Raw genomic sequence first — 17,846 nt, forward strand, 5'->3', positions numbered from 1 at the left:
ATTTGCTTATCATAGATCAAATTATAAGCTTTAAAAAGTGATGTTTATGGCTTGAAGAATAATAAATTGACTATATATATTAGCAAAAGTTAGTAGTTATATTGATAAAACGAGAAAAAGACTATTATGCAACAAACAAAATTAAATGAATTATTAGATTTCCCTTGTTCTTTCACTTATAAAGTAATGGGTGAAGCAAAACCTGAATTAGTTGATAAAGTGGTGTCAGTTATTCAGCGCCATGCGCCTGGAGATTATACACCGTCGATTAAACCAAGTAGTAAAGGTAATTATCATTCTGTTTCAATTACGATTAATGCAACACATATTGATCAGGTGGAAAGTTTATACAAAGAATTAGGTGAAATAGATATAGTGAGAATGGTTTTATAATTCTTTACTTTTTGGTAATTTTTTGCACAAAATAAGAGTCTTATAGTTGTAAATATGAGGCTCTTATATGAAACCAGAAACAATTGTTTTGCACGCAGGCTATACTCCTGAACCAACCACTCACTCCGTCGCTGTTCCCATATATCAAACGACATCTTATGCTTTTGATGACACACAACATGGTGCCGATTTATTCGATTTAAAAGTCACGGGGAATATTTATACTCGAATAACAAATCCAACAAATGCAGTACTTGAAGCACGTGTTGCTGCTCTTGAAGGTGGTATAGGCGCTCTTGCGGTAGCATCTGGTATGGCGGCGATTACTTACGCAATACAAGCCATCACATTTGCTGGAGAAAATATTGTTTCAGTGTCTAAACTTTATGGTGGCACATATAATTTACTTGCTCATACATTGCCTAATTTTGGTATTACAACTAAATTTGCACCACACAATGACCTAAACGCTATCGAAAACCAAATTGATGACAAAACTAAAGCCATATACTGTGAAAGTATAGGTAATCCGGCTGGTAACCTTGTTGATTTGACTGCACTTGCTGATATTGCCCATCGGCATGGTATACCATTAATTGTTGATAATACAGTTGCCAGCCCTGCCCTTTGCCGACCATTTGAATTTGGCGCTGATATAGTTGTACATTCATTAACTAAATATATCGGTGGGCATGGCAATAGTTTAGGTGGAATGATAGTTGATTCTGGTAAATTTCGTTGGAAAGATCATGCCGATAAGTATCCTATGTTAAACCAACCAGACCCTTCTTATCATGGCGTTTCTTATACTGAAAGCTTTGGTGATGCAGCTTATATTGCACGTTGTCGAGTAATACCTCTTAGAAATATGGGAGCAGCTTTATCGCCATTTAATACGTTCTTATTATTGCAAGGCCTTGAAACACTCTCTTTACGTATTGAACGTCACTGCCAAAATACACTTAAAGTTGCCAAGTATTTGGCTTCACACCCTCAAGTTGAGTGGGTCAATTATGCAGGGCTTATTGATCATCCAGAACATCATCTAGCCGTAAAACAAATGGATAATGGATTACCTGCCGGGATTTTGTCTTTTGGTATTAAGGGGGGAAAACAAGCTGGTGCAAAATTTATTGATGCCTTAAAATTGATTATTCGTTTAGTCAATATTGGCGATACGCGTTCATTAGCTTGTCACCCAGCATCAACTACGCATAGGCAACTCAATGATGAAGAATTGCAAAAAGCTGGTGTAAGCCAAGAAATGATACGTTTATCAATTGGTATTGAACATATCGATGATATTATTGAAGATTTAGAGCAAGCACTTAACTCAGCTAAATAGTAAATTTGATAATAAGAGGGATGAGTATCATCCCTCTTTTTAAAAATTAACCTAAAATTTTAGTTAATTCATTAGTCACATCTGAAACAGCTTGTGTTCCATCAATGCGGTAATATTTAGTTCGCCCTTCTTTCGCTTCATGTTGATAATAGTTAACTAAAGGTTTAGTTAAATCATGATATTCAACAAGACGTTTACGAACAATCTCTTCATTATCATCTTTACGGATAGTCAATGGTTCACCAGTTACGTCATCAATATTTTCCACTTTCGGCGGATTATGACGAATATGATATACACGTCCTGAACCAGCATGAATACGGCGACCACTCATACGATCAATAATAACTTCATCAGGTACATCAAATTCAAGCACATAATCTACATTAATTCCGGCTTCTTTCATTGCATCCGCTTGTGGAACTGTGCGAGGAAAACCATCTAATAAAAAGCCTTTTTCACAGTCGCTTTGTGCAATACGCTCTTTAACTAAAGCAATAACTAACTCATCAGTAACAAGCTTACCATTATCCATAAGCTCTTTTGCTTGTAGACCTAGTGGGCTACCTGCTTTTACCGCAGCACGCAACATATCACCCGTTGAAATTTGGGGAATGCCATATTTTTGCATAATAAATTGAGCTTGAGTTCCTTTTCCTGCCCCTGGTGCGCCTAACAAAATAATTCGCATAAAATAACCTCTTATGGCTTTAAATATAAATTTCTATTCTGGTAAATAATGAAATATCACTTTACTGCTGGAGATTAAGCCATCAGTGTGACAAATGTAGTTTATAGCACCACAACCTTTAACTATTTGAGCACTTTGCTGACAAATTGGACAGATATACTGTTCTAGATAATGTTGCTTGCAATGAGGACAGTCATAATGTTGTGGGGACACAATGTCCATTTTATTATGGCATTTCGGACAAATACCTTCTTGCCCCTCATCAATACTCTTTTTTGTTGTCATAAGTTATTTACGCCCCCGTACATGTTTCATTAAACGACGACGTTTACGTTGTTGGGAAGCCGTCAAACTATTTTTTCGGCCTTCAAATGGATTTGCGCCTTCTTTAAATTGAATTCGTATTGGTGATCCCATAATTTTTAATGAGCGTCTAAAATAATTCATCAAATAGCGTTTATAAGAATCAGGTAAATCTTCAACCTGATTACCATGAATAACAACAATTGGTGGGTTGTATCCACCTGCATGAGCATATTTTAATTTTACTCGACGCCCTCTCACTAATGGTGGCTGATGGTCATCTTGCGCCATTTGCATGATTTTGGTTAATAATGCAGTATTAACACGACGTGTCGCACAATCATATGCTTCTTGGATCGAGTCAAATAAGTTTCCTACACCACTGCCATGAAGTGCAGATATAAAATGTAAACGAGCAAAATCGATAAAATCAAGCCGATCATCTAACGTCGTTTTTACTTGCTCTTTGATATCTTGTGATAAACCATCCCACTTATTGACTGCAATAACAAGTGAGCGCCCACTATTAATAATGAAACCAAGCAAGGACAAATCTTGATCAGATATGCCTTCTCGGGCATCTATTACTAAAATAACAACATTAGCATCTTCTATCGCTTGCAGAGTTTTAATAACAGAGAATTTTTCGACGGTTTCTGTTACTTTACCTCGTTTACGAACTCCCGCTGTATCTATCAAGATATATTCACGATCATCACGCGTCATGGGGATATAAATACTATCGCGTGTTGTGCCGGGCATATCATAAACGACAACTCTCTCCTCACCTAAAATTCGATTAGTTAGTGTTGACTTACCTACATTTGGTCTTCCAACAATAGCAACTTTGATTGGCTGGTTGATGAGTGAGTCAGCTTCATCTTCAATGTCATCATAAGATTCAGGAAGCTCTTCATCTTCTGAATCATTTGATAAGATTTCATGCTGATCATCTTCAAAATGGAAAATAGGATCGAGTACAGTTTCAATTAAAACATTTACACCACGACCATGACTTGCTGCAATCGGATGAATGTCCCCTAATCCTAAACTATAAAAATCAGATATTGCGCTATCTGCATCAATACCATCAATTTTATTAGCAACTAAAAATGTTGCTTTTTCACGAGCACGAAGATGCTTAGCAATTGCATGATCAGCAGGCATAGCACCAGCTCTTGCATCAACTAAAAAAAGGACAATATCTGCTTCTTCAATTGCTTGTAGGGATTGTTCCGCCATAAAGCTTTCAACCCCATCTTCGGTGCCATCAATACCACCAGTATCAATGACTATATATTCATGCCCTTTGATTTCTGCTCGTCCGTATTTACGGTCACGAGTTAATCCCGGAAAATCAGCTACTAAGGCGTCTCGAGTTCGAGTTAATCGATTGAATAAAGTCGACTTTCCTACATTCGGACGACCAACTAGTGCGACAACAGGTACCATATTTTTTCTCTAATTACCTTAATTTTTTGTGAATGCGTAAATATCACCATTTTTAGCTTGGACAATAACTTTATTGTCGACAACTAATGGTTTCGAAATCAATCCACTACTACTAACTTGTGTTTTAGCAACGACTTCACCGTTATCTTTATTTAACCAATATAGATAACCTTCAAAATCACCAAGAACAATATAGTTTTCATATAAAACAGGATCGGTTAATTGACGATGTAACAAATCAGCTTGAGTCCATAGTACTGTACCACCATTTTTGCTGACGGCTTGTACATTATCATCTTGATCTACAACAAATAAATGTTGACTATCAACTGCAAAACTATGCGTTGACCCCATCTCTTTACGCCATACAATCTGACCATTACTTAAGTCAAGTGCTACAACATTTCCATTATACCCAATTGCATAAGCTAAATTACCTTCGATGACAGGGGTTGAATCAACATCATTCAATTTTGCAATTTCAGTTGATCCACTTGGGTGTGAAATACGTTGTTGCCAAATCAGTTGTCCATCGTTTAAGTAGTAAGCATTTACATGGCCAGTGTCATCACCAAGTATTGCTGCGCCATGTGCAATTGTTGGGGTTGAATTACCTCTTAATGAAAGAGGTGGAACTTCAAGCATTACATCCCATACATCCTCACCGGTATTACGATTCAAAGCTTGTAAATTACCACTTGCGGTATAAACAATGAGTTTGTCTTCAGAAGAAATAGGACGAGCAAGTACTTCGCCTTTTACCGGTTTTTCCCAAATAACATTACCATCATTACGATCTAAAGCATATACAACAGCACGTTCACTTCCAACATATACATATTTATCATCTGCACTTACACCGCCAGAAAATAGCGCTGTTTTGCTGCTAAATAATGTACTTTTTGACAAATTTTTATCCCATATTGTATGACCATTTAATAGATCAATAGCTTTAACTTGTCCGCTTCGGCTAGCAGCATAAATAGCATTATCATAATTAATAGGACCTAATAATGAATAAATATGTGTATTGCCTGATGTACTATTTCGCCATACTTCTTTTATTGAAAATTGGTTACTTACTTTCGGTGAAGGTGATACTTGTACTATCTCTTCTTCTCCACCAAACAATGAACATCCAGCAAGTGAAAACATAAAAACACTAATAGAAAGACATTTTGTTAACTTCATTGTATAAACCCTTATATCAGGATAAATTAATTTTTATTTTCTTGCGCTGCATTTACGTTAGCTTCTGCTTCTTGCTTTGCTTTATCTTTGGCGTCTTGAGCTTCTTGTTCAGCTTGTTGCTTATCTTTAAGATATTGAGCCTGATTTAACTTCATTTTGATATTTTTATCTAACTGTTCTGTAGGCAATGAAGCTTTGGAATTATTTTCCCCAGATTGATCAGCTGGAGCAGGAGCTAATGCAACATTATAAGCTGCAACAGCTTCAGCGTAATTATTCAATTTCATATAGGCATCACCACGAATATCATTAACTACAGGTACCCAACTTTTTTCAGTTACCTTATTTAAGGTCGCTAAAACATCTTGATAACGTTCAAGTTGATATTGTATTCTTGCAATACGAATATAACTGATTGATTTAATAACTTCTGAATCAGTCTTACTTAATGAATCAGTGAGTAACTTTTCAGCTTTTGGATAATCTTTCAATTCTTCAACATAAAATTTAGCTGCTTTTAAATTAGCAAAAACACTATAAATAGTATTATCACTCTCTGCGAAAGAGACTAATTCATTTACTGAATCTGGTTTATTTTTGTCTAAATTAGCTATTAATTGTTCATACCGTTCGGAAGATTCAATCGTTTTTTCTAATTTGTAAGATTGCCAGTAACGCCAGCCATAAAAAGCTAGTAATCCAATTACTATAACTGCAACAATGATTTTCCACGTTTTAGCAAGAAATTCTTTTATCTCTGAAACTTGTTCTTCGCCAGATAATTGATAACTCACGTTCTTCTCCTATTTTCCTTAACTTACAATATTGCCAAACACGTTTGAACAATATCTTTTTGTGCAACTTCAACTTGTTCACCTGTTTGTAAATTTTTAATTGTTACTGTTTGATTGGCTATTTCATTCTCACCAATGATTACAGCTATTTTAGCACCTAATTTGTCAGCTTTGGCAAATTGTTTCTTAAAATTACTGCTACCATAATTTGTAACAATTCTTCTATCAGGTAAACCATCACGTAATGTTTCCGCCGTTCTTTGTGCAGCAGATATTGTTTGCTCATCACCAGAAGATATCATATAAATATCAATCGAGTTGTCACGATTTAAAGAAGGGTTAACCGCTTGTACAAGCAATACTAAACGCTCAACGCCCATGGCAAAACCTACAGCTGGGGTTGGTTGTCCACCAAGCTGACTAACAAGCCCATCATAGCGTCCTCCACCACACACAGTACCTTGAGCACCTAAACTGGTAGTAACCCATTCAAAAACAGTACGATTATAATAATCTAAGCCACGAACTAATCTTTGATTAATATTATATTTTATTCCTGCGTTGTCCAATAAATGACATAACCCATCAAAATGATTTTTAGATTCTTCATCTAAATAATCAAATAATTTTGGTGCCTGATTAAGCAATTCTTGTACAACAGGATTTTTTGAATCTAACACACGTAATGGATTAGTATACATTCTACGTAAGCAGTCTTCATCTAATTTATCTTTATGTTGTTCTAAGAAAATAACTAAAGCGTTACGGTAATTGGATCTAGCTTCAACTGAGCCAATTGAATTGAGTTCAAGTGTAGTGTGCTTTTCAATACCAAGAGCTTTCCAAAAACGAGCGGTTAATAATATAAGCTCTGCATCAATATTCGGTCCTTCAAGGCCAAATACTTCAACACCAAATTGGTGGAATTGGCGATAACGCCCTTTTTGAGGTTTTTCATAACGAAATGCAGGTCCTAAATACCATAAGCGCTGCTCTTGATTATAAAACAGACCATGTTCAATTCCTGCACGAACACAACCTGCTGTAATTTCTGGGCGAAGAGTAAGACTTTCATCATTACGATCGTTGAAAGTATACATCTCTTTTTCAACGATATCTGTCACTTCACCAACTGCTCGTTTAAATAATCCAGTATCTTCAACAATTGGGGTTCTAATTTCATTATAACCGTAACTGTTTAGCACACCTTTGACAATTTTTTCAATTTGTTGCCATGTTGCACTATCACTTGGGAGTAAATCATTCATTCCCCGTATTGATTGGATTTTTTTTTCTGTCATATTTTTATTCGCTATCTAATAAGATTATAGTTCAGTGGTTGCTATTCTATTTTTCAAAATTAAGGCTTTAGCCCGTATTTTAGCTTCCAACTCATCTATCATTTTTTCATTATCTATACGCCCTATGCGCACACCATCTTCATAAAAACCGCTTTTATTGTGCCCACCAGCAACACCCATTGTGGAAGCTAATGCTTCACCTGGACCATTAACAACACAGCCAATAATAGAGACATCCATCGGTGTTATAATATCTTCAAGTCGTTGCTCTAGCGTATTAACGGTACTAATTACGTCAAATTCTTGTCTTGAACAAGTTGGACAAGCAATGAAATTAATCCCTCTAGATCGGATACGTAAAGATTTCAAAATATCAAATCCAACTTTGACTTCTTCCGTCGGATCGGCAGCTAGTGAAACTCTTAATGTATCGCCTATACCTTCAGATAGCAATAAACCGAGCCCAATTGCTGATTTTACAGCACCCGTACGAATACCTCCGGCTTCAGTTATACCTAGATGTAAAGGCTGCTTAATTTGTTTTGCTAATAATCGATACGAATCAACTGCGGTAAAAACATCTGACGCCTTAACACTTACCTTAAATTGCTCAAAATCAAGCCTATCAAGAATATCTACATGGCGCATCGCAGACTCAACTATCGCTTCTGGTGTTGGTTCACCATACTTTTCTTGGATATCTTTTTCTAGCGAACCTGAATTAACACCAATACGTATTGGAATATTTTTATCTTTAGCACAATCAACTACTGAACGAATTCTCGATTCATTACCAATATTACCAGGATTAATCCTTAAACAATTAACACCATATTCAGCAACTTTTAAAGCTATTCGATAATCAAAGTGAATATCGGCAATCAAGGGAACTCTTACTTGTTGCTTAATAAATTTAAATGCTTCAGCAGCTTCCATCGTTGGAATAGAAACGCGCACAATATCAACACCAACACGCTCAAGCGTTTGGATTTGAGCTACTGTTTTCTCTACATCTGTTGTTCGTGTATTGGTCATGGATTGGACAGCAATCGGAGCTCCGCCTCCAATTGGCACATCACCGACATAAATTCGGGTAGATTCTCTCCTAACAATTGGTGATTCTTGATGACTCATAAGATGCCTAATCACATTACAAAATAACTAGGTCGCGATCTTAACAAGATTTGGGGCAAATGTCTGTATGTGAATTCGAAAATTTGCTAACTGTTAACGCGATCAGAGGCGCCAGGAGAAATATAATGGCTAACTTCAACATAATTATTTTTGTTTTGACAGGTAGCGTAATATAATCCAACACCTAATAACAAAATAAAAATGGATAAAACAATGAAGATAATCTTTTTACTATGATTTTTTTTATTATCTATTGATTCAAGTTTGAAAGGTTTTTTTACTGAATATTGCTTTGCTAATGCCTCAAGATAAGGTTGATATTCTTCACTAGGTAAACCAACAATTTTTGCATAGTTTTGAATATAGCTTTTAACAAGAACATAAGGGGCATGAACTAACTGATTATTTTCTATTTCTGAAATAACTTGAGTTCTAACATGAAGTTGAGCAGAGATATCTTTTTGGGTTAAGCCCATGTTATCCCTTAAATCGGAAAGAATCTTACCCAAAGTAATATTGTTTTCCATCATTCTCTCTTATTTCGCCTTCCATCAATTAACGTATTTTTAACTTATTTTTGCATAATTTTATATATTTTTACATACTTTAAAAATTAATCAATTTTTTTTGCATTAAACCATTGTTTCGGTGTTTCAATTTCATTTTGTGCAGCGACTAATTGCAATTCATATTCATTTTGTTTTAATGTTTCAAGCATAACAGCATAAACTGCAGAGGTAGTATGTTCGAAAGCTTCAACCATTGATTTACCAAGCATTATATTTGCTAAAAATAGCCCGCTAGTCACATCGCCAACACCTACTGGTTGCTTAACACCAAAATCGACTAACGGGCGCTCAATATGCCAAGCTTCATCCATAGTTACAAGCAACATTTCAAAACGATCTTTTTGATAACCAGCGCGACTTAAATGTTTAACTAACACCACTTTAGGCCCTTTTTGACAAATTGAACGACAGGCTAAAATTGCTTCATTAACATTACTGATTGGTTGTTTACCATTAAGTTCCTCTAGCTCTAAGATATTTGGAGCCATCATATCTGCAATAGGCAAAGCGGTATTACATAAAAATTCGGATACACCTGGCGCAACAAAACAACCTTTTTCAGGATGTCCCATTACCGGATCACAAAGATAAATTGCTTCAGGATTTACTGCCTTTACTTTCTTAACTATGTCGATGATTGCATTACCTTGCTCTGGAGATCCCATATACCCACTTAATACAGCATTACATCGTTCTAATTCCCCAATAGCATTAATTCCTTCAGCAATATCTACCAAATGAGATGCTGACATTACCGATCCAGTCCATTGACGATACTGGGTATGATTTGAAAATTGAACCGTATTTAGAGGCCAAACATTCACACCCAAACGACGCATTGGAAATACAGCTGCACTATTACCTGCATGACCAAATACAACATGAGACTGAATCGATAAAATATTTTTCATGAAATCATCTCCAAATGAGTAAGCAGTAGTATTTTTTACCTCGACGCAATAATGTATAACGATTAAAGAGTTTATCACTACTAGAAAAACGATAATCTGTTGTGGAGTTACGTTCACCATTAACAGAAATAGCATTTGATTCAATCATTGTTCTTGCCTGCCCTCTTGAAGGTGCAAAATCTGCATTAACGATTGCTTGTTGCAAATCTAGCTCTTCTTCAACACCCAATGTAGGCATACCATCTTGAGCTAACTGCTCAAAATCAGCTTCAGATAAGTCAGTTAACTTACCAGAAAATAAACTTTCAGTGATACGTTTCGCTGCGGTTAAGCCATCTTCGCCGTGAACTAAACGAGTAACTTGCTCAGCAAGTACATATTGAGCTCTAGGGGCTAAGCCACTATTCTTATCTTCTTCTTCCAATGCATCAATTTCTTCCAATGACATGAATGTAAAGAATTTAAGGAAACGATAAACATCGGCATCAGCAGTATTAATCCAAAATTGATAAAATTTATACGGGCTGGTTTTTTTAGGATCTAACCATACTGCACCGCTTTCAGTTTTACCAAATTTGGTTCCGTCCGATTTAGTAATTAATGGTACGGTTAAACCATAAACTTGTTTTTGATGTAAACGACGAGTTAAATCGATACCTGCGGTAATATTACCCCATTGATCAGAACCACCTATCTGTAACACGACATTATGTGCTTGGTTTAGGCTTGCAAAATCATAAGATTGTAACAAGCTATAAGAAAACTCAGTAAATGAAATACCTGACTCATCGCGGTCAATACGTTGCTTAACAGATTCTTTATTAATCATTGAATTGACGGAAAAATATTTACCAATGTCCCGTAAAAAAGATAAAACATTCATGCCACAAAACCAATCATAGTTATTGGCTACAATAGCTGCATTATCACCACATTCAAAATCCAAAAACGGCGATACTTGTTGTTTGATTTTCTCACTCCATTCAATAACAGTATCTTCAGTGTTAAGCTTACGTTCAACGGCTTTGAAGCTTGGATCCCCAATTAGCCCTGTTGCACCACCAACTAATGCAATTGGTTTATGACCAGCCAATTGAAAACGTTTTAAACAAAGTAATGGAACTAAATGACCAAGATGCAAACTGTCAGCTGTTGGATCAAAACCACAATATAGCGCAATAGGATTTTTTTCGATTAATTCCATTAGCGCGTTTTCATCAGTAAGTTGAGCAATAAGCCCACGCTCTTGCAGTTGTTTGATCACATTTTTTGTCATGATATTTTACCTATTAACGTTTCTATTCTATTTAATTACATTTATTTATTATGATATCTTTTATACGCTTGTTCAAAATGATCTTCGACTATTTCATTTGGTTTTTTATCTAATAAACTAAAAATAACTATTGCTATTGACGCAAATAAAAAACCTGGAATCAAGGAATACAAATTAAACCAATTGAAATTTATCCAAAGTAAAACGGTAATTGCTCCCGTTATCATTCCTGCTAGTGCACCATTGCGAGTCATTCGAGCCCAGAAAACCGAAAATACAACAATAGGGCCAAATGCCGCTCCAAATCCTGCCCAAGCATGACTGACTAAATCAAGCACACTGTTATTTGGGTTTATTGCGAGTAAAATAGCAATAACTGAAACTAATAAGACCATAACACGCCCAACCCAAACTAATTCTCGTTGTTTAGCCTTTGGTCTGATAAATGCTCGATAGAAATCTTCAGTTAATGCACTTGAACAAACTAATAATTGGCAACTTAAAGTACTCATTACTGCAGCTAAGATAGCTGCAAGCAAAATACCTGCAATCCACGGATTAAAAAGTAATTTAGATAATTCGATGAAAATACGTTCATGCTTACCATCATCAATTAAATAAGCTAAATTTGGATTGTTAGCAAAAAAAGCTATACCAAAGAAACCAACTGTAATAGCACCGGCTAAACACAAAATCATCCATGTCATACTAATTCGACGAGCGTTTTTCATTACTTCATGTGAATCAGCAGCCATAAACCTTGCTAAAATATGGGGCTGACCAAAATAACCAAGTCCCCATCCTAATAAAGAGATTATGGCAATAAAATCCATATGTGAAAAGATGTTTGTATAATCGGGATTTAATGATTGAATATTAGCCAACGCATCTGAAAACCCCCCAGCATTTATCATAACCATGATTGGGGTTAAAATTAATGCAAACATCATTAAACTAGCTTGAATAGTATCTGTCCAGCTGACAGCTAAAAAACCACCGATAAAAGTATAAGCAATGGTTGCTCCTGCACCAGCAAGCATAGCCCAGCCATAACTAAGGCCAAATGTACTTTCAAATAATTTAGCGCCAGCAACTACACCAGAAGCACAATAAATCGTGAAAAAGATTAAAATTATTACTGCCGAAATAATTCTTAGTAATGAGCTGTTATCATCAAATCGACGAGAAAAATAATCAGGTAAAGTTAATGAATTATGATTTATTTCAGTAAAAACTCTTAGCCTACCCGCAATAAGAAGCCAATTTAAATAAGCTCCAATTATTAAACCTATTGCAATCCAACTTTGTGAAATACCAAATAAAAAGACTGCACCCGGCAATCCCATTAATAACCAACCACTCATATCTGAAGCACCAGCAGAAAGTGCAGTCACTACACTACCGATACGTCGCCCACCTAATATGTAATCACCAAAATTTCGCGTTGCACGGAATGCAAAAAAACCGATAGCAATCATTCCTAATATGTAAACAGCAAAGGTGACAATCATTGGTAATGACATTTTTATAATAAACCTTGAATGATGAAATAAAAAAATAGTTGGCTAGCTTACCACAAAAAGCCAATGCTAAAAAGCAGGTGATTTCTGCAGGTAAATGTTAAATAAAAAAGAAAAAACGATTCAAAAGTAAAAATATTTTATTATTTTCCAATAGATAGATTTTTAATAGTCTTAACTTTTATAAAAACTCAATAGATCCTACGGTTAAATCTAAAATAAAAGTATATAATATTAATTAACCATCTTATGTTTATAATATATTGTGAAACAATCAACACGAATACAAATTTTAGAAAGACTAAAAGATCATATTAAAGATCCTACAACAGAATTGGTGTATCAAACACCGTTCGAGCTACTTATTGCCGTTGTGCTTTCAGCCCAAGCTACAGATGTTAGTGTTAATAAAGCTACAAAACCGTTATTTGCGATTGCAAACACTGCAGAGCAAATTTTAGCGTTAGGCGTCGATAAATTAAAAGATTATATTCGCACAATAGGTTTATATAATAGTAAAGCTGAAAACATTATTAAAACTTGTCAGATTTTGGTTGATAAATATCAAGGACAAGTCCCCGAAAACTTTGATTCATTAATTGCGCTACCTGGTGTGGGTAGAAAAACAGCCAACGTTGTGTTAAATACAGCTTTCGGCTGGCCAACTATTGCGGTCGATACACATATATTTAGGGTAAGTAATCGAACTGGTTTTGCTCCAGGTAAAACCGTTGAAGCAGTTGAAGAGAAGTTACTAAAAGTGGTACCAAAGGAGTACAAAATAAATTGTCACCATTGGTTAATATTACATGGTAGATATACGTGTATTGCTAGAAAACCTCGTTGTGGCTCTTGTGTTATTGAAGATTTGTGTGAATTTAAAGAAAAAGTTTATCCAGAGTAAGAATCAATGTCGAATAAATTTATATTAGATCATGAAGACATAGACTTGTTTAAAAATAGTATTGGTAAAACCAAACAACTCAAACAAGATACTGTGATTCATAAACCTCAAAAACGATCTCAAAAGCTAATAGAAAATCAAAAAATTCAACATGAAAAAGTAAATAATGAATTTTACTTTTCTGATGATTACCAACCTCTATTACAAGAAGATCCGATTCGTTATAGTCGTGAAAACTCAGATCCTAATGAATTGAAAAAATTACGACGTGGATTTTATGCACCTGAATTCTTTTTAGATTTACATGGATTAACTCTGCAAGAAGCGAAAAAAGAAATAGCAGCATTAATCGCCGTTTGTTTAAAAGAAAATGCCAATTGCGCTTGCATCATGTATGGGCACGGTAAAAACATATTAAAAAAACAAACTCCAATGTGGTTAGCCCAGCATCCTAATATCATTTGTTTTCATCAAGCACCGAAAGAATTTGGCGGCAGTGCAGCATTACTTATTTTATTTGATACCATCAATAACTAAAAAATAAATTTTAAATATATAAGGAATAAAAAAATGAAATTATTAAAAAAAATAAAACATGTTTATTTATTTCTAATACTTGCTATCTTTATAACTGCATGTGGCGGGCTTGATGCAATTCCTTCAGAAAAAAGTAACTATATTGGCAAATGGCAAGGTGAATATATGGTGATAACTATCACTAAAGACGCCAAAGTTATTTACAATTATAAAAAAGATGGGGTAACTAAAAGCGTTGAAGGGCCGATACAAGAATTTATTGGTGATGATTTTAAAGTAGGGGTTTTAGGTTTAAATTCTTTATTCAAAGTAAGTAAGCCTCCTTATTTTGAGGACGGTCAATGGAAAATGGTCATTGATGATCAATTAGTTATCAAAACATCGTATTTTTAATCACTTTAAAATAAAAAAGCCAGCATAGTTGCGCTAGGCTGGCAAACATTGGAAGCAATGTGAGCAATGTCATACTTTTTCAGAAGTCTTGCGACGCTCTAATCAAGTACATCTTAATGATAATAATTCTCATTATTAAAAGCAAGCGTTTTTTTTGACTTTTTTCAAAAAATAAAAGAAAAATGTAAACCACCAATTTTTTTAATATGAAATCATTGTGTTAGCGTTAGAATAATAGAGAGGAATACAGGGCTATGTCACCCTGTATTTTTGTAATGGTGATTTTTTAGTTGATAATTTGAAATGATAAGTTTAACTTATTTTAGGTTATTACTATTTTTGATAGATAAATTCAACCCCTTCTTCGTCACTGTCATCCCAATCATCAAAATCATCGTCATCAAAAGCCTCATCCATCGCTTGTTGGTGATAATCATCCCACATAAATTCAACTTTTTCTGCTGCCGTTTCTGCTTCTTCTGCTTCACGAGGATGCGCATTAATGTAGTCCATTAGATCCCAACATAAAGCTTTTACCCCTTCATGATTAACTGCTGAAATCACATAATATTTATCATTCCAGTCGAGTGCTTTTGCAATTTCTGCTGCACATTTGGCACTTTCTTCTTCACCCAATACATCCATTTTATTGAAAACTAACAAGCGCGGTTTATTGGCTAATTTTTCACTATATTGGTGAAGTTCTTGAATAATAACTTTAGCATTTTCAATTGGATCTGATTCATCAATTGGTGCAATATCAATTAGATGAACTAAAATCCTACAGCGTTCTAAGTGTTTTAAAAAACGAATACCAAGTCCTGCGCCATCCGATGCTCCTTCAATCAACCCTGGAATATCAGCAACAACAAAACTCTGCTCATTATCCATTCTAACTACCCCTAAACTAGGTACTAAAGTTGTAAATGGATAATCAGCGACTTTCGGTTTTGCTGCTGAAACTGAACGAATAAACGTTGATTTACCTGCATTAGGCAAACCTAACATACCAACATCAGCTAATAGTAAAAGTTCTAGTAGCACATCACGTTTTTCACCCGGCGTACCATCAGTCTTTTGTCTTGGTGCGCGATTCACTGATGATTTAAAACGTGCGTTACCAAGCCCATGAAAACCACCTTTAGCCACAAGAACTTTTTGTTGATGATGAGTTAGATCACCAATAATTTCACCAGTATATTTGTCAGTGATACGAGTCCCAACAGGTACTTTAACGGTAATATCTTTACCTCGCTTGCCGGTACAATCAGAACCTTGTCCATTTTGACCACGTTCAGCGCGATAGTTCTTTTCAAATTGAAAATCCACGAGTGTGTTTAGATTTTCATCGGCAATAAAAAATACATCGCCACCATCTCCACCATCGCCACCATCAGGACCACCTTTAGGTATATATTTTTCACGACGGAAACCAACACAACCATTGCCACCGTCACCAGCTTCCACTCGAATTGAAGCTTCATCTACAAATTTCATTATTTGTCCTCTTTTTTCGGTTAATCAGCCAGCCCTTTCTAGGTTGCCATAAATGATGTCCAACTGTTGCAAACATTGCACCTGCTACAACAGATACCGCGCCAATATAACCTATAATATTTAAATATTGCATTACAAACTTTTCTGGCCATAGTAAAGCAAATAAATCTGAGAAAATCAGTGCAAAAAGTGGTGTCAGTGTTGTTATAGCACTTACTTGCGCAGCTTGCCAACGCTCCATTGCCATAACTAAAGCACCATAAGCAATAATGGTATTTAAACCACAAAAAATAATTGCAAACAATTGACTAAAATCAGCATTAGCAATTTTAGTCGGCGATGCTAGAGGCCATAAAAAGATACTACATATAAGATAAATCAACCAAAGTAGCTGCTCTGCTCTTAATTTTCTTAATAATACTTTTTGCGCTAATGCATAACATGCCCATGATATAGAGGCTAATAAGGCCAGCCACACACCTATACCATATGAAGACATATTGGCAAAGAGATCTGCTAGATTTTCATTAAAAAATAGCGCTAAACCAATTAACAATATAGTAATACCAATAATTTGTGTTGGTCTTAATTTCTCTTTGAAAATAAAAGCACTAGAAATCATAAATATGACAATGCCAGTTTGTCCAACAACTTGAGCTGTAGTTGCAGATAAATACTGAACAGCTGTAGCAAAAAGCGCAAAATTACCTAATAAACCAAATCCGGCAATCATTAATAGAATAAAACGGCGTCGTTTTTTAAACATCATCAAATTAGGAAATTGTTTTTTATAAGCCAACCAAAGCGTTATACCTACTGCTGATATACTTAAGCGTGACCAAGCTAACGTTAATGGATCAATAACAACTAATGCATATTTCATAGCAATTGGCACGAGTCCCCACATCACTGACGTCAACATGGCTAGCGCAAAACCTAATTTAACATTTTGCTGTTTTATCATAATGAATTAATTTATATAAATTTCAAGAAATGAAAAAAGCCCCACAATAACTGTGAGGCTTCTATAACTTATGAACCGCTGGTTTATTAGCTGTTAGCAACTACACTAACATAACGGCGGTTTTTAGGTCCTTTAACTTCAAACTTAACTTGTCCATCAACTAACGCGAATAGGGTATGATCACGACCACAACCTACATTAGTACCAGGGTGGAATTGAGTTCCACGTTGACGAACTAAAATATTACCAGCAAGAACTTCTTGAGAACCATAACGTTTAACACCTAAACGTTTACTCTGGGAATCACGACCATTACGTGATGAACCACCAGCCTTCTTATGTGCCATTGTTCGATACTCCTATTAAGCGATTGCAGTGATCTTCACATCAGTGAACCACTGACGGTGACCTTGTTGTTTACGATAGTGTTTACGACGACGGAATTTAACAATTTTCACTTTCTCGCCACGACCGTGCTCAACAATCTCTGCTTTAACTGTTGCACCTTCAACAAACGGAGCACCAACTTTGATGTCTTCACCATTTGCTACCATTAAAACTTTATCGAAAACAACTTCTGCACCTGTTTCGACTTCAATTTTTTCCAAGCGAACGACTTGTCCTTCGCTAACTCGGTGTTGTTTACCACCACTTTGGAAAACTGCGTACAT

The 17,846-nt window shown here is 35.4% G+C and carries 20 protein-coding genes; 5 read left to right on the forward strand and 15 right to left on the reverse strand.

Annotated elements, in window-relative coordinates; genetic code table 11:
* Positions 1-126: 126 nt before the first annotated feature.
* Together ybeD and A9G08_RS06415 are read left to right on the forward strand one after the other, a co-directional pair.
* Complete coding sequence (gene ybeD / locus A9G08_RS06410; protein ID WP_034883735.1) at positions 127-393, forward strand: DUF493 family protein YbeD; 267 nt, start codon at positions 127-129, stop codon at positions 391-393.
* Positions 394-460: 67 nt separating this feature from the next.
* Complete coding sequence (locus tag A9G08_RS06415) at positions 461-1,738, forward strand: bifunctional O-acetylhomoserine aminocarboxypropyltransferase/cysteine synthase (protein ID WP_065562902.1); 1,278 nt, start codon at positions 461-463, stop codon at positions 1,736-1,738.
* Positions 1,739-1,784: 46 nt separating this feature from the next.
* Here the strand turns inward: A9G08_RS06415 and adk are convergent, their stop codons facing one another.
* From adk to putP, 11 genes are all read right to left on the reverse strand, one after another.
* Entirely contained in the window at positions 1,785-2,429 is a 645-nt protein-coding gene (gene adk, locus A9G08_RS06420; protein ID WP_065562903.1) for an adenylate kinase, read from the reverse strand.
* A 33-nt stretch (positions 2,430-2,462) separates the two neighbouring features.
* Positions 2,463-2,714, reverse strand: a complete 252-nt coding sequence (locus A9G08_RS11510; RefSeq protein ID WP_065734947.1) for a YfgJ family double zinc ribbon protein — start codon at positions 2,712-2,714, stop codon at positions 2,463-2,465.
* A 3-nt stretch (positions 2,715-2,717) separates the two neighbouring features.
* Entirely contained in the window at positions 2,718-4,184 is a 1,467-nt protein-coding gene (der, locus tag A9G08_RS06425) for a ribosome biogenesis GTPase Der (RefSeq protein ID WP_065562904.1), read from the reverse strand.
* Between the two features lie 18 nt (positions 4,185-4,202).
* Positions 4,203-5,375 carry an outer membrane protein assembly factor BamB gene (gene bamB / locus A9G08_RS06430; RefSeq protein WP_065562905.1) on the reverse strand — a complete coding sequence of 391 codons (1,173 nt, stop codon included), beginning with the start codon at positions 5,373-5,375 and terminating at the stop codon, positions 4,203-4,205.
* 26 nt (positions 5,376-5,401) lie between these two features.
* Positions 5,402-6,169 (reverse strand): YfgM family protein, encoded by a 768-nt coding sequence (locus A9G08_RS06435; protein WP_065562906.1) that lies wholly within the window; start codon positions 6,167-6,169, stop codon positions 5,402-5,404.
* A 23-nt stretch (positions 6,170-6,192) separates the two neighbouring features.
* Positions 6,193-7,470 carry a histidine--tRNA ligase gene (hisS, locus tag A9G08_RS06440; RefSeq protein WP_065562907.1) on the reverse strand — a complete coding sequence of 426 codons (1,278 nt, stop codon included), beginning with the start codon at positions 7,468-7,470 and terminating at the stop codon, positions 6,193-6,195.
* 24 nt (positions 7,471-7,494) lie between these two features.
* The gene (gene ispG / locus A9G08_RS06445; protein ID WP_065562908.1) at positions 7,495-8,604 is read right to left on the reverse strand and encodes a flavodoxin-dependent (E)-4-hydroxy-3-methylbut-2-enyl-diphosphate synthase; all 1,110 of its coding nucleotides are present in this window, start codon (positions 8,602-8,604) and stop codon (positions 7,495-7,497) included.
* An 86-nt stretch (positions 8,605-8,690) separates the two neighbouring features.
* On the reverse strand, positions 8,691-9,134 hold the full coding sequence (locus A9G08_RS06450; protein WP_081299520.1) for a helix-turn-helix domain-containing protein: 444 nt from the start codon (positions 9,132-9,134) through the stop codon (positions 8,691-8,693).
* Positions 9,135-9,217: 83 nt separating this feature from the next.
* Positions 9,218-10,084, reverse strand: coding sequence for a pyridoxal kinase PdxY (gene pdxY, locus A9G08_RS06455; protein ID WP_065562910.1), 867 nt, complete (start codon positions 10,082-10,084; stop codon positions 9,218-9,220).
* Between the two features lie 4 nt (positions 10,085-10,088).
* On the reverse strand, positions 10,089-11,360 hold the full coding sequence (gene tyrS / locus A9G08_RS06460) for a tyrosine--tRNA ligase (RefSeq protein ID WP_218058428.1): 1,272 nt from the start codon (positions 11,358-11,360) through the stop codon (positions 10,089-10,091).
* Between the two features lie 41 nt (positions 11,361-11,401).
* A complete protein-coding gene (gene putP, locus A9G08_RS06465; protein WP_065562912.1) occupies positions 11,402-12,889 on the reverse strand; it encodes a sodium/proline symporter PutP in 1,488 nt (495 codons plus the stop codon).
* Between the two features lie 256 nt (positions 12,890-13,145).
* Here putP and nth point away from each other — a divergent pair, with 256 nt between their 5' ends.
* From nth to A9G08_RS06480, 3 genes are read left to right on the forward strand one after another with little or no spacing between them, the layout of a single operon-like run.
* Positions 13,146-13,784: an endonuclease III gene (gene nth, locus A9G08_RS06470; RefSeq protein ID WP_065562913.1), complete on the forward strand. Its 639-nt coding sequence runs from the start codon at positions 13,146-13,148 to the stop codon at positions 13,782-13,784.
* A 6-nt stretch (positions 13,785-13,790) separates the two neighbouring features.
* The gene (gene smrB / locus A9G08_RS06475; RefSeq protein WP_065562914.1) at positions 13,791-14,321 is read left to right on the forward strand and encodes an endonuclease SmrB; all 531 of its coding nucleotides are present in this window, start codon (positions 13,791-13,793) and stop codon (positions 14,319-14,321) included.
* A gap of 33 nt (positions 14,322-14,354) precedes the next feature.
* Positions 14,355-14,714 carry a hypothetical protein gene (locus A9G08_RS06480; RefSeq protein WP_065562915.1) on the forward strand — a complete coding sequence of 120 codons (360 nt, stop codon included), beginning with the start codon at positions 14,355-14,357 and terminating at the stop codon, positions 14,712-14,714.
* Between the two features lie 333 nt (positions 14,715-15,047).
* Here the strand turns inward: A9G08_RS06480 and cgtA are convergent, their stop codons facing one another.
* The 4 genes from cgtA to rplU form a co-directional block, all read right to left on the reverse strand.
* Positions 15,048-16,211, reverse strand: a complete 1,164-nt coding sequence (gene cgtA, locus A9G08_RS06485; RefSeq protein ID WP_065562916.1) for an Obg family GTPase CgtA — start codon at positions 16,209-16,211, stop codon at positions 15,048-15,050.
* Complete coding sequence (locus A9G08_RS06490) at positions 16,195-17,175, reverse strand: DMT family transporter (protein WP_065562917.1); 981 nt, start codon at positions 17,173-17,175, stop codon at positions 16,195-16,197. Before A9G08_RS06490 ends, cgtA begins: the two co-directional genes overlap by 17 nt.
* An 86-nt stretch (positions 17,176-17,261) precedes the next feature.
* Positions 17,262-17,522, reverse strand: a complete 261-nt coding sequence (rpmA, locus tag A9G08_RS06495) for a 50S ribosomal protein L27 (RefSeq protein WP_034883716.1) — start codon at positions 17,520-17,522, stop codon at positions 17,262-17,264.
* A gap of 15 nt (positions 17,523-17,537) precedes the next feature.
* The gene (gene rplU, locus A9G08_RS06500; protein WP_065562918.1) at positions 17,538-17,846 is read right to left on the reverse strand and encodes a 50S ribosomal protein L21; all 309 of its coding nucleotides are present in this window, start codon (positions 17,844-17,846) and stop codon (positions 17,538-17,540) included.

This window comes from Gilliamella sp. wkB195 (assembly GCF_001690445.1).
GTDB lineage: Bacteria > Pseudomonadota > Gammaproteobacteria > Enterobacterales > Orbaceae > Gilliamella > Gilliamella apicola_E.